At 41.7% G+C, this 12,718-nt stretch carries 13 protein-coding genes and 1 pseudogene; 8 read left to right on the top strand and 6 right to left on the bottom strand.

Annotated features, from left to right (window positions below; all coding sequences use genetic code 11):
- Positions 1-278: 278 nt before the first annotated feature.
- Positions 279-551, bottom strand: coding sequence for an HU family DNA-binding protein (locus QL919_RS02745; RefSeq protein ID WP_045445077.1), 273 nt, complete (start codon positions 549-551; stop codon positions 279-281).
- A 515-nt stretch (positions 552-1,066) separates the two neighbouring features.
- On the opposite strand from QL919_RS02745, the gene QL919_RS02740 reads away from it, so the two are divergent.
- The 8 genes from QL919_RS02740 (at position 1,067) to fdx (ending at position 8,485) form a co-directional block, all read left to right on the top strand.
- Entirely contained in the window at positions 1,067-1,711 is a 645-nt protein-coding gene (locus tag QL919_RS02740) for a hypothetical protein (RefSeq protein ID WP_290188065.1), read from the top strand.
- 541 nt (positions 1,712-2,252) lie between these two features.
- On the top strand, positions 2,253-2,762 hold the full coding sequence (locus QL919_RS02735; RefSeq protein WP_290188064.1) for an Rrf2 family transcriptional regulator: 510 nt from the start codon (positions 2,253-2,255) through the stop codon (positions 2,760-2,762).
- Complete coding sequence (locus QL919_RS02730) at positions 2,759-3,985, top strand: IscS subfamily cysteine desulfurase (RefSeq protein ID WP_290188063.1); 1,227 nt, start codon at positions 2,759-2,761, stop codon at positions 3,983-3,985. The genes QL919_RS02735 and QL919_RS02730 overlap by 4 nt, the downstream gene beginning before the upstream one ends.
- Positions 3,986-4,172: 187 nt before the next feature.
- Positions 4,173-4,583 (top strand): Fe-S cluster assembly scaffold IscU, encoded by a 411-nt coding sequence (gene iscU, locus QL919_RS02725; RefSeq protein WP_290188062.1) that lies wholly within the window; start codon positions 4,173-4,175, stop codon positions 4,581-4,583.
- A 267-nt stretch (positions 4,584-4,850) separates the two neighbouring features.
- On the top strand, positions 4,851-5,171 hold the full coding sequence (gene iscA, locus QL919_RS02720; protein ID WP_201574252.1) for an iron-sulfur cluster assembly protein IscA: 321 nt from the start codon (positions 4,851-4,853) through the stop codon (positions 5,169-5,171).
- Positions 5,172-5,311: 140 nt separating this feature from the next.
- Positions 5,312-5,893 (top strand): Fe-S protein assembly co-chaperone HscB, encoded by a 582-nt coding sequence (gene hscB, locus QL919_RS02715; protein ID WP_290188061.1) that lies wholly within the window; start codon positions 5,312-5,314, stop codon positions 5,891-5,893.
- A 256-nt stretch (positions 5,894-6,149) separates the two neighbouring features.
- Positions 6,150-8,030 carry a Fe-S protein assembly chaperone HscA gene (gene hscA, locus QL919_RS02710; protein WP_290188060.1) on the top strand — a complete coding sequence of 627 codons (1,881 nt, stop codon included), beginning with the start codon at positions 6,150-6,152 and terminating at the stop codon, positions 8,028-8,030.
- Positions 8,031-8,146: 116 nt separating this feature from the next.
- Positions 8,147-8,485 (top strand): ISC system 2Fe-2S type ferredoxin, encoded by a 339-nt coding sequence (fdx, locus tag QL919_RS02705; RefSeq protein WP_290188059.1) that lies wholly within the window; start codon positions 8,147-8,149, stop codon positions 8,483-8,485.
- Positions 8,486-8,613: 128 nt separating this feature from the next.
- Here fdx and QL919_RS02700 read toward each other — a convergent pair whose 3' ends face one another.
- The 5 genes and pseudogenes from QL919_RS02700 to QL919_RS02680 form a co-directional block, all read right to left on the bottom strand.
- Positions 8,614-10,026 (bottom strand): adenylate/guanylate cyclase domain-containing protein, encoded by a 1,413-nt coding sequence (locus QL919_RS02700; RefSeq protein ID WP_290188058.1) that lies wholly within the window; start codon positions 10,024-10,026, stop codon positions 8,614-8,616.
- 288 nt (positions 10,027-10,314) lie between these two features.
- A complete protein-coding gene (locus QL919_RS02695; RefSeq protein ID WP_290188172.1) occupies positions 10,315-10,770 on the bottom strand; it encodes a neutral/alkaline non-lysosomal ceramidase C-terminal domain-containing protein in 456 nt (151 codons plus the stop codon).
- 24 nt (positions 10,771-10,794) lie between these two features.
- Positions 10,795-11,289, bottom strand: a pseudogene (locus QL919_RS02690) (neutral/alkaline non-lysosomal ceramidase N-terminal domain-containing protein); the annotation flags it as partial.
- 143 nt (positions 11,290-11,432) lie between these two features.
- On the bottom strand, positions 11,433-12,233 hold the full coding sequence (locus tag QL919_RS02685) for an RNA-guided endonuclease TnpB family protein (RefSeq protein WP_290188171.1): 801 nt from the start codon (positions 12,231-12,233) through the stop codon (positions 11,433-11,435).
- Positions 12,234-12,235: 2 nt separating this feature from the next.
- Positions 12,236-12,580, bottom strand: coding sequence for a helix-turn-helix domain-containing protein (locus QL919_RS02680; protein WP_290188057.1), 345 nt, complete (start codon positions 12,578-12,580; stop codon positions 12,236-12,238).
- Positions 12,581-12,718 lie beyond the last annotated feature (138 nt).

The following is a 12,718-nucleotide window of genomic DNA, read 5'->3' as shown; positions in this document are numbered from 1 at the left end:
GCGCGCCCTATGATACGTGATTTTTGGTGCAGACTCAAAATATTCATGTGGTACGATACAAACTATAGCAATAAAAAAAGCACCTAAATATTAGGTGCTTTTCTTGTGCCTGGCTCATGGATTAATGTATGTCTTAATTCATGAGCGACCATCTATGATTCAATTGCCTATTACAATTTCAACAAGCGCTGATTTATTCGTGTATCACGTTATTATGCAGCACTTGTCTCTATAATATAGTCGTGAGTAATAGTGGCCTTTTTTAGCGTTATAGCGGCTTAGTTTAAGCGCTCTTTCAAGTTTTTACCAGCTTTGAAGCTTGGTACTTTACTTGCTGGAATGCTAAGCTCTTCGCCAGTCTTAGGGTTACGACCAGTACGTGCTTTACGGTCTTTTACGCTAAAAGTACCAAAGCCAACCAATGAGATGCTGTCGCCAGCTTCTAACGCTTCGCCAACACTTTCCATAACAGCATTTAGAGCATCACCAGCTTGAGTCTTATTTAGACCACTTTTGTCGGCGATGCTATCAATCAATTCTGACTTATTCATAAAATTTCCTTCAAGTTTAAGGGGGATAATACACGCTCACGCCAGGTATTGTAACGCTCTCATAGCACTTAAGCAATAAGAAGTACCTGACTCACGTATCAACAGGTTTCGCTTTGTTATCGTCTTTATATCAAGGCAGCATAAGGAGCGCAAGCGATTTTACATATTTTTGTCTGCCTTACTACGTATTTGACACTCAATGTTACGCAAAACCTCTGCAATTTTCCTACTAAATCGCTATTTTAGCTTAAGTGCTTTTATAGCATATAATTTCGTCCATAAAAACCGCTGCCTAGCCATACTAATACATTGTCAGTCATAAATACCAGTGTCTTTATTGACTGGCAAATTGTAAGGTAATACCTTGCCAACTGATAGCCAATTAATAGAAACTAGCGTTACTTTTTATTATAAAGGCGTTACTATAAGCGAAATATGACTGCACATTTTGGGTCAAACTTGACTCTTGTTTGTCTTTTGCCTCTAATTTGCCAAATAAAAAACGGATTATCTACATGAAGCGTTCTACGTTGTCTAACTCTCTGCTTAATATCATTCTGGTGTTCATCGAGTCGGCGCTGACCCTATTGTTACGCTTAGACCCCGAACTGCGTAAAGCCGCTTATCCGCTAGCCAAGCAAGGCACTGTTGTGGCGTTGCGTTTGTATTTGCCTCATGTAGAAGTTTTTGCTACTTTTAGCACCAAGGGCGTTTTATTAGATGCGCAGCTGCCCATAGGACGTAGTGAGCCTGATGTCGTTATCAACGCCTACAGCATTCAAGTCATCAATGCCATTACCACTCATGATAGTGAGACCACTGAAAAGCTGCAAATGCGTGGCGAATCTGTACAAGTACAATTGGTCAAACAGTTCATCATGCAGCTCGGTCTGGGTAGCTTGATTCAAGGGTTAATCAAAAAATTCAAAGGCGGCAAAGGTAAGTCTAAGCCGACCGAAGAAGAAATGGCAGACAAAAAGAACAGTTATAAACTGCGTATCAAGGAACAACAAACGCAAATTACTACATTGACTATTAAAAACCGTGAACTTGAAACCACCGTAAAAGAATTAGAAAGTAAGCAGAAACTGTTGGTGATTGTAACGATTGCTGCGCTTGTGATTATGGTTGCCTCACTCATAGCGTTATTGATGAACTAGTTTTTAACCACTCTATGCAGAACTCTATTACTTCTAATGTACTGGTTAGTTCATTGTGGTCATATTTACTTCAGTTATATGATTTATAACAGCATGCTGATGCATTACTGTACAAAAAAGCGCTTAACACCTTCGCGAAGGTATTAAGCGCTTTTTTATCTCTTTTATTTTTCCGACATGCTTTGTAGACAGTGAGAGATGGGGAATACAAGCTAGGTCAGATGGAGATTTCACTCAAGGAAACCCTCTCTTTTAATACCATTGTTTTTATCAATCATTGTATTAAGCTTGATTAACCATTCAACCACACTTTAATCTTGACTAAATTACTCGGGATTAAGTATAATTGACTCAATCGTTGCACACATCGGGTTAACTATCTGCTGTTTAATAACGATAAGACACAACTTAACAGCTCACTGTCTCAATAGCTTGCTTATAGACTTCGTCAATTATTGACAATGAATCTACTCGCTCCTAGAGATACGCTCTCGTTAAGATCGTTGTTAAATAAAATGATATTTAAGTTTGGAGATGACATATGCGTTTGACTACTCGAGGCAGATACGCCGTTACCGCGTTATTAGATTTGGCGCTACAAACCAGCCAACAAGACAGTGCGGTATCCTTGTCTGATATAGCCAAACGGCAATCAATTTCTATCTCTTACCTTGAACAGTTATTTTCCAAACTGCGCAAGCGTGGTCTGGTCACTAGTATTCGCGGTGCAGCGGGCGGCTATCATTTAGCCAAACCTTTACACGAAATCGACGTTATGAGCATTATTTCAGCCGTCGATGAATCGGTTAACGCGATGCAGTGTGAAGGACGCGGTGACTGCCAAGGTGGTACAATGTGTCTAACCCACGATTTATGGTGTGCATTGTCAAATCATATCGAACAGTACTTGAAAAACATAACATTAGCGCAATTATTAGACATGGAAAACGTGCAGTCAGTATCAGAACGTCAGCACACCTCTACTAAAGAGATCTCCATAAAAGACATCAATACTATTACCCTATCGAACAGCGAGGCAAACCCAGCATGAGCCAACATAACAACCTTATATACTTAGATTATGCCGCCACTACGCCAGTTGCTAAATCAGTTGCAGCTAAGATGAGCGAGTATCTGACTGTAGATGGCATCTTTGGTAACCCGGCCTCGCGCTCGCACGGCTATGGCTGGCAAGCAGAAGAAGCGGTAGAAACAGCGCGTCAGCAAGTTGCTGAAGCAATTAATGCTGATCCACGCGAGATTGTCTTTACCTCTGGTGCAACAGAGTCTGACAACTTAGCGATTAAAGGTGCTGCACATTTTTATCAGTCTCGTGGTAAACATATCATTACCAGTAAAATTGAACACAAAGCGGTACTAGATACGTGCCGTGAGCTTGAGCAAGAAGGTTTTGAGATTACCTATCTTGAGCCACAGGCTAGCACTGGTATTATTTTGCCAGAGCAAGTCAAAGAAGCTTTACGTGATGATACGATTTTAGTATCACTCATGATGGTGAACAACGAGCTTGGTACCATTACTGATGTTGCCGCTATTGGCGAAATCACTCGCGAAGCACGTGTTATCTTTCATGTCGATGGTGCACAGACTATTGGTAAAGTACGTGTAGACCTGCAAGAGATGAAAATCGACTTGATGAGTTTCTCAGGTCACAAAGCGTACGGCCCTAAAGGTATCGGTGCCCTATTCGTCAGTCGTAAGCCGCGTGTGCGCCTAAAAGCAGAACAGCATGGTGGTGGACATGAGCGCGGTATGCGTTCAGGTACATTACCGACACATCAAATCGTTGGTATTGGTGCAGCATTTGCCCTAGCCAATGAGCGTTACGAAGAAGACCATGCACATGCAGCCAAACTACGCCAAAAGCTTTGGGATGGTCTACAAGATATCGAAGAGACTTATCTAAACGGTGATCTTGAGAACAGTGTACCTAATATTGTGAACATCAGCTTTAACTTCGTTGAAGGTGAATCACTGATGATGTCACTAAAAGACTTAGCAGTATCATCAGGTTCAGCCTGTACGTCAGCGACGCTTGAGCCATCATATGTATTACGCGCTATTGGTCGTCCAGACGAGTTAGCACACAGCTCTATTCGTTTCAGCTTTGGCCGTTATACGACTGAAGAAGACATCGACAGAGTGATTAAGCAAATGCATGAAGCAGTTGATAAACTACGTGCCCTATCACCACTTTGGGATATGTATCAAGACGGCGTAGATTTAGATTCAGTCGAATGGGCTGAGCACTAAAATTTAGTAAAACGACTAACGACATGGTTATAGAATATAGCCATTAAACGATTGATCAGACAATTATAAATACAGCTTGTATAAGTACAGTCTTTATTAACTATATGTTTGACCCCAATTATCGATGAGTAGTGAGACATTTGAAGTCAGTAATTGACTACTCATCATCTAACTAGGAGAAAACCCCATGGCCTATAGTGACCAAGTTATTGATCATTACGAAAATCCACGCAACGTTGGCAATCTTGATAAAAATGCCAAAAACGTTGGAACCGGTATGGTTGGTGCCCCAGCTTGTGGCGATGTGATGCGTCTACAAATCCAAGTCGATGATAACGGTATCATCGAAGATGCACGCTTTAAAACTTATGGCTGTGGTTCAGCAATTGCTTCAAGCTCGCTTGTGACTGAGTGGCTAAAAGGCAAAAGCTTGGATCAAGCTGGCGAAATCAAAAACAACGATATCGCTGAAGAGCTTGCATTACCACCAGTAAAAGTGCATTGCTCTGTACTTGCAGAAGATGCTATTAAAGCTGCTATTAGCGACTATAAAGGTAAGCATGGCGCTGCTGAAGTATCAGAAGAAGCGACTAACTAAACCTGTTAGCGTAGGTGTTGTACTTTTAAGTACACTATCTTAATAGTAATACTTTAGTAGCAGTGTATTGCACAGCTGCTAACGCTAAAGAGGTGACAATAACGCTTATGTAATTGTCACCTTTTATTTTCTAATCGTTCTTAGCATTCTATTTTGGCAAGATTGTTATTTTGATTGCCAGTTTACACAGAATCTTATTTATATTTATTATTAGTAACTTCTTATTAAATTAATATTTTTAACTATTGATAGTCAATGGGAGTTGGCATGATTGAAATGACAGAACGCGCCGCTCAGCATGTTCGAGATTTTTTGGACAATCGCGGTAAAGGCGAAGGTATTCGAGTTGGTATCCGTACAGCGGGTTGCTCAGGCTTGGCTTACGTTTTAGAGTTTGTAGATACACCTGATGAAAATGACACGCGATATGAAAGCCGTGACGTCAGTATATTTATTGACCCCAAAAGCTTAGTGTATTTAGATGGCTTGTTAATGGATTATGAAAAAGAAGGTTTGAACGAAGGCTTTAAGTTTACCAATCCGAATAAGAAAGGTGAATGTGGTTGTGGCGAATCTTTTACGGTTTAATGGTTTAGCATTTATGATTTTAATAGCAGACAGTAACGAATAATAATGCTGTCGTTAATTTAGAATAGCTATCAATTCGTAAACAAGTCCTCAGCCAGACAAAGTTTTGAGATAACAAATAAAAAAGTAAGGCGTATGATATGACAGACATTACAGCAGAAGCACAATTTGATAACTTCTTTGCCCTATTTGAGCAACCTGTACAGTTTGAAGTCAATCAAGACAGTCTCGATCAGCATCTACGTCTGCTACAAAAGCGTTATCACCCTGATAATGTCGTCAAAAACGTATCAGATACGGCACAAGCGCAAAAACAATCTGAGCAAGCTTCAGCACTCATTAACCAAGCGTATCAAACGTTAAGTACGCCTGACAGTCGTGCTAGCTATCTGTTAGATATGGCAAATCAAGCACAAAACCTAGAGCACTCAATTGCAGACCTAGACTTCTTAGAAGATGCCATGCAGATGCGTATTGATTTAGATGAAGCGATTGAAGACAAAGACCGTGCGACATTACAACAGCTACATCCTCAGATTACAGAACGCCTAGCCAAACAGTCTGAGCGTTTTAGCAATGCTTACCAAAGCCAAGACTGGCAAACAGCGATTGATGCGACCCAAAAGTTGAAATTCTTAGTAAAATTAAATGCTGACGTTACTATTGGTCTTGATAATCTAGCGACTGCTGAACATTCGGATGATGACGATCTGTACGTTTAAATTCGTATGGCTTATTTCAGCTATACGCCTAGCAATTTAATTGCTATTCACAGGTTAAGGTTAAATTAATAGCAGCGATACCGTATAATCTCTTATTTTAAGCACTTTTAATCGTTAAGTCTCTGCATTTTACGTGATTACAGCTTTTACGTAAGTGCAAAAAAGTAGTCAAACTATAAAAGTGTGCTTATCGTATTTGTTCCATTTCACTTATTAATTTTATCTCTTTCATTTCATTTTATCTTTGAGTTATCTTATGTCTTTATTGCAAATTGCCGAACCCAATCAAAGCGCTCAACCTCACCAACATCGTTTTGGTTTGGGAATCGATCTTGGTACTACACGTTCATTGGTTGCAGTGGTACGTTCAGGCAAGGCGCAAGTCTTAGAAGCAGGTGCGGACAATGACACTTTATTACCTTCTGTCGTCTATTATCCAAGTACAGGTAATCCATTAGTCGGCTATGATGCCCTAGCCCATTTAGCGGATGATCCAAAAAATACGATTGTCTCGGCTAAACGTTTTATGGGTCGTAGCCAAGCTGATATCAAATTCTCTCACCCCTATGAGCTAAGTGGCAGCAAAGACGCTATGCCAGCATTCGTGACGGCTCAGGGCGAAGTCTCTCCTGTCGAAGTATCCGCACGTATATTAGCAGCGCTAGAGCAACGAGCAGCGAGCGCATTGCCTGCAGACAGCATCGAAGGGGCTGTCATTACCGTACCTGCTTACTTTGATGAAGCACAGCGTCAAGCGACTAAAGACGCGGCACAAGCGGCAGGCATTAATGTCCTACGTCTATTAAATGAGCCTACCGCGGCAGCCGTTGCCTATGGTCTCGACCAGCCTACACAAGGTGACGATAAAGAAAGCTATTACTTGATTTATGATCTGGGTGGCGGCACCTTTGATGTGTCTATTTTAAAATTGACTGATGGCGTCTTTGAAGTATTGGCAACTGGTGGAAATAGTGCCTTAGGTGGTGACGATATTGACCGCCTGATGACTAACTGGCTTATCAAGCAATTAAACATCGATCCAAAAGATGTGAGTCGTCATGACAAATCGATACTCGCACAACAAGCCAAAGCCTATAAGCAAGCATTGACCGACGCCGAACAAGTTGACATCGATATTACTGTCAATGAGCAGTCTTATCAAGGTGTACTACGTCGTGAAGATTTACTCGCTATTGCAGAACCAGTTAACCGCCGCACGCTCAGCGTATGCGAACAAGTACTGCGTGATGCCAAGCTTGAGATTAAAGATTTGGATGAAGTCATCTTGGTCGGCGGCTCTACCCGTATGCCTGCTGTACAACAAGTCGTGACTGATTTTTTTGCCAAGCAGCCGCTTTGCCGTCTGAATCCAGATGAAGTGGTCGCCTTAGGTGCTGCACAAACGGCGCATCAATTGGTCAATGGTGATAGTGACAATAACTTATTATTGCTTGACGTAACGCCGCTATCACTCGGTCTTGAGACCATGGGCGGCCTAGTTGAAGTACTTATCCCACGTAATACCCCTATCCCTGTCAAAAAGCGCCAAGTATTTACCACGTATCAAGATGGTCAGACTGGTATGGTGATTCACGTGGTACAGGGTGAGCGCGAAACAGTCGAAAACAACCGCTCGCTTGGGCGCTTTGAGCTATACGGCATTCCACCAATGAAAGCTGGGTTTGCCCGTATTGAAGTGACCTTTAGCATTGATGCCAATGGTCAATTGACCGTTAGTGCACAAGAAACCACCACCAAGACAGAAAGCAAAATTGAGATTGTGCCTTCTTATGGATTGTCAGATGAGCAAAAAGAGCAATTGCTTATGGCGGGGTTCCAACACGCTGAAGAAGATAAAAATGCACGCTCTTTAATCGAGACCAAAGTAGAAGCAGAGCGTGAAGTACTTGCGTTACAATCTGCACTGAAAGAATTTGCAGCTCTACTATCTTCTGATGAGCAACAATCATTAGCTGAACAGATAGACGCACTACAAACAGCGCTTAGCACTGATGATTTATCCGTTATCGAAGCAGAGCAAGCAAAGCTTAAACCTCATAGTGATGCCTTTGCTGCCCGTATTATGAATCAAAGCGTGAAAACCAGCATGGCAGGTACCAGTGCCCAAGATTGGTAGCAGATACATTTAGGAATATTTATATTTGAGAATAAAGCTTAGCGACTTTACTAAAATGACCTTTATATTTCTCAGTTTTTATTTTTTTTAATTGATTAGCATCGGACAGACAATTTATGCCAAAAATTACCGTATTACCCCATCATGAAATTTGCCCTGAAGGCACTGAAGTCGAGCTAGAAGCTGGTAAAAATTTATGTAAAGCATTATTAGAAAAAGGCATTAAGATTGAACATGCTTGTGAGATGTCAAAAGCATGTACGACTTGCCATGTAGTTGTCCGTAGAGGCTTTGATAGTCTAGATGAGATGGATGATATCGAAGCTGACTTATTAGATCGTGCTTGGGGATTAGAGCCTGATTCACGTTTGTCTTGTCAGGTCATGCTTGAAGATGAAGACTTGACCATCGAAATTCCTAAATATACGCTCAACCATGCAAAAGAAAATCACTAAACGCTAGTAGCAATTCTACCTTGTTATATTAAAAAGCCAGCTATCATTATGATAGCTGGCTTTTTTCTCTCAACTTTATAGGTGTTAATTTTACAGTCGGGTCTATTCAATACTTTTCTTAACCAGCCTTAACGATCATCACGCTCGCTTTCTGCTTTGATATCAGTGATAACTTTTTCTTGTTCCTGCTCAATACGCTCAAGCGCAAAATTTAAGCGCTCTCTGATATCTTGATAATCATTGTCGTTCATGTCTTTAAAGTTTAAGTGCAGATTAAAACCTGGCAGTGTGTGATCCACCCACTTTGATAAATGACCTTTATTGGCGTCCGGATCGAACACCTGCCAAGCATTGACCTTAGCATCAAAGCCTTTTAATTGAAATGCGCCTACATGCTGACAATCGTAATTATGACACACATAATCATAAGTGCTTTCGCTAACCAGTATCTCATCCTTGCCAGCTTGACACTCTAATCTGGCTGCCAGATTTGCCTCTTTGCCAATTAGTGTATAGCTAAGACGATTATTACTGCCAAAATTACCAACATGGCAGTAGCCTGTGGTAATACCAACACGTATATAAAGCCCTTCAAAGCCCATTAGCCGCCATTTATGCCTTAGGGTACGCATCTCACGTCGCATATCTATTGCCATGGCCACACAATCTAATGCATCCTGACGAGCGCCGCGACTGGTTGGCTCCCCAAAAAAGCATACCATCCCATCGCCGACGAACTTATCGAGCACTGCTCCATGTTTATTAGCAATTAAAGTCATACAGTGCATATAGGTATTCAAGATATCTGCTAGGTTATCGGCGCTCAGGCTGTCAGACAACTCAGTAAAACCAACGATATCTGAAAACATAATCGTAAGCTTGGCACGTTTGTTAGAAACACTCACTGGGCCATCAGTTTTAACGATTGGCTCCCAAACTTGTGGCGGTACAAAGCGCGTCAGTTTATTAATGACCGATACCATGGTACTCAATCGACTGACTGCTTGATGAGAGCGTTCTTCATGACCGATATATCTTTGGTATACATAGCGAAACTGGCATAAGATCACTGCCATACTGGCTAATAGTACCAACGTTGGTAGCCAGCCTTCATGGCAGTCCATATCAGCGCCATTCAACGTCACACTGACATAATAGAAAATGACAACACTCACCATCGATACCACTGTCAGTCTGAGCTGGTTTTCGGTGCTACTGATAATAATACGCAGACCTATTAACGATGCTAGGCTGATAGAGATGACCGCACAGAATTGTATCGACCCAATTACTGCTGATAGTAAAATGATAACAATATTAGACGTCCAAAAACTGGTTTGACGTCGATAGTTATAAATCAGAATCATTAAACTGGGTAAGCAAACAATGACAAGAAGCGCCATCGAGGTTGGGCTAAAGTCATAATGTAAAACAAGCAATACGACCGTAAATATTAAGACAAAAACTTCTGGATAGTCAAATCGATAGACACCATCATACTTTAATGGACTCTTCGGTCTCAGCGTATCTAGAAGTGGCATAGGAGGCGGTCGCTTAAATAAAACAAACTATCAAAAATCAAAGAGCACAAATACACCACTCATCGTTATTATGAGTTTAGTATTAAAGTATGTAACAATATATTATACTTTTTAATCAACCTAAAACCTAGGTCGCCGGTAACTAAAACGCTACCATTCGTCATGTAATTGCTTGCTTAGGTAAGCGCCTTATCAAGTTGAAAGCATAAAATGTAAAAAACCAGATATTTAGATATCTGGCTCATTTATGAATTTCGTTAAATGTAGACTTTTTTAGAGTATATACCGCTACTGGACCGTAAAGCTATTAGAAGCGCCCGAATACGGCTTTATTTTACGTGTCCAGCCACTTTTCCAATCGCCTTGATGAGTCAATCGATACGTACCCGCTGGCGTGTCGTTGCTGATTCGCCACTCGATAATAGCTTTACTATAAGCTGCCCCTTCACGCTGCCAAGTATAGGTGGTATCAAAGTCACTATCACTCAGATAATCCACCCACTGGCCATTCTCAAAACGCTGCACCTTTAAAAAACTGTCTTCGGTGCGTAGATTGTTTTTAGGATGAGCACTGCGGAATATAGCTGTTGCGACGTCACCTTTTTGGTAGTTTGATTTTAGTTGAGTAAGCGTTTGCCCCCATTGCTGCCTGATAGGCTTGTCATCGAATATGACTCCTGGACGCTCATTAAACGACTTAGCTGAGCGATCAGGCGGTGTGCCATCCCGTAGCGCCTCAGCCAATTGCGTATACTCCTGTATATAAGCAGCCGTTTGATAAGGACCGTATTCAGTAGACGCTCCTTCATAATGCTGGGTGGCGAACTCTTCACGCGTGCTTAGATAGCCGCTATAGTTATTCGCCAAACCATTAATAATAACGGTATCTACGCCTGAATCTTTTAGCTGCGCCAGCACGACAGCGCGCATCCGTCGTCCAACCATAGTCGTTGGCTCACCAGGAATAGCAACGATGGCGATATTACCGATACGCATCAGCTGAACAGGTTGCTCAGTGTTAATCCAGCCCCAACTGCCAGTCGGTAATAACACCTGTTTTTCATCCTGACAGTCATCTTGACTGACGGTAGAGACAATACCAAAAGCCCCACGCGTCAAGCTGCCTAAAAAGGATTGGTCTACTTTATTAATATCATCATTAATACGGAAGTTTTCACGTGTCATGCCCTCATACATACCTGGTATGTCCGATGGACCATTCTCGCCGCCAGCAGCAAACGAGTAACCACGAGCTGGCATACATAAGACCTTATTACCTGCGCCATTAGTAAATTTACCATCTACTTGATAGCCCTATGAACTACCCACCACCTATAGAGGTAGGGGTTTCTTAGGTAATACCCATACTTGATACGATGTTTTGTATCAGCGGTTAGGCAAATGGACTAAGCTAACCCCGTCGCACCGACGGTTTTGAGTGTTGCCAACTTCAATCCTTCGTTTAGGATGTTGATACTGGCGTTGATGTCTCTATCGTTGGACTGCAAGCAACTGGGACAATTCCATGATCTCACCTGTAATGGTAGCTCAGCCTTAGTCAGTAAGTGACCACAGCCTGAGCAAGTCTTAGAAGATGGATACCATCGGTCTACTTTGACAAGCGTTTTGCCGTACCATTCAGCCTTGTAGTTCAGCATGGTGGTGAAGGTTGACCATGAGCTGTCTGATATGGCTTTAGATAACTTCCTATTCTTAACCATGCCTTTGACGTTTAAGTCCTCAATCGCAATCACATCGTGGTTTTTGATGAGAGTGAATGAGAGTTTGTGTAGAAAGTCTTTTCGGCAATTCGTGATACGCTCGTAGACTTTGGCGACTTTGAGTTTTTGCTTTTGGTAGTTGCGGCTCTCTGACAATTTGCGCTGATCCGCTTTAGCAACGGCTCTACGCTTGGCCAGTATTTTCTGTTCTCGCGCAAGCTTGTCTTGCAGCTGCGATAAAAAGGTAGGATTGGCAACTTTTGTACCGTCCGATAGGGCGATAAAGTCTGTCAATCCTAAATCAATGCCGATGTTTGAGTAGGTTTTTGGTAATGGCTCTACAATAGTCTCAACCAGTAAACTGACAAAATACTTACCTGTAGGCTCTTTACTGACCGTGGCGCTCTTAATCAAACCATTTATCTTGGCTGGAAACTTGGCTTTGATATGACCAATCTTAGGCAGTTTAACGCTGTTAGCTGTTATCGCTACTGTGCCCTTTTGATTATTGGTAGTGTAGCTGTCACGCTGACCTTTTTTTTGAACTTAGGGAAGCCTAAACCTTTGAAGAATTTACTATAAGCGGCTCTTAGGTTTTGCTGTACGTTAGCCAGTGCCAGACTATCGACTTCTTTAAGCCATTCAAATTCTTTTTTATAGTGAGCAGGAGTGTTTTTAAGCTCGGTCTTATGCTCGTTGTAATGCTCAATCTTGTCACTAAGCATCCTATTCCAGATAAAGCGTGTGCAGCCGAATGATTTGGCAAAGAATACTTGCTGTTCTTCATTGGGGTACAGCCTGACTTTATGGGCTTTTAGGATTTGCTTGGTCATAAGGAGCTTGTTGTTAATTGGCGTTATAATTATTAATTATAACACCATAGGGAGTAAGGGTAGTTATCAATAACGCATTCATCCCACTACTGTAGAAGTAGGGGATTTCTGCGCTGAAAATGTTAAAACCACTTAAAC

Source organism: Psychrobacter sp. APC 3426, assembly GCF_030408035.1.
Taxonomy (GTDB): Bacteria; Pseudomonadota; Gammaproteobacteria; order Pseudomonadales; family Moraxellaceae; genus Psychrobacter.
Note: the sequence above shows the minus strand (reverse complement) of the source record. Positions and strands in the feature narration are given on the sequence as shown.

Coding starts and splice junctions, on each gene's coding strand:
- QL919_RS02745 (WP_045445077.1), bottom strand. CDS start 551: ATGAATAAGTCAGAATTGATTGATAGCATCGCCGACAAAAGTGGTCTA.
- QL919_RS02740 (WP_290188065.1), top strand. CDS start 1,067: ATGAAGCGTTCTACGTTGTCTAACTCTCTGCTTAATATCATTCTGGTG.
- QL919_RS02735 (WP_290188064.1), top strand. CDS start 2,253: ATGCGTTTGACTACTCGAGGCAGATACGCCGTTACCGCGTTATTAGAT.
- QL919_RS02730 (WP_290188063.1), top strand. CDS start 2,759: ATGAGCCAACATAACAACCTTATATACTTAGATTATGCCGCCACTACG.
- iscU (WP_290188062.1), top strand. CDS start 4,173: ATGGCCTATAGTGACCAAGTTATTGATCATTACGAAAATCCACGCAAC.
- iscA (WP_201574252.1), top strand. CDS start 4,851: ATGATTGAAATGACAGAACGCGCCGCTCAGCATGTTCGAGATTTTTTG.
- hscB (WP_290188061.1), top strand. CDS start 5,312: ATGACAGACATTACAGCAGAAGCACAATTTGATAACTTCTTTGCCCTA.
- hscA (WP_290188060.1), top strand. CDS start 6,150: ATGTCTTTATTGCAAATTGCCGAACCCAATCAAAGCGCTCAACCTCAC.
- fdx (WP_290188059.1), top strand. CDS start 8,147: ATGCCAAAAATTACCGTATTACCCCATCATGAAATTTGCCCTGAAGGC.
- QL919_RS02700 (WP_290188058.1), bottom strand. CDS start 10,026: ATGCCACTTCTAGATACGCTGAGACCGAAGAGTCCATTAAAGTATGAT.
- QL919_RS02680 (WP_290188057.1), bottom strand. CDS start 12,580: ATGACCAAGCAAATCCTAAAAGCCCATAAAGTCAGGCTGTACCCCAAT.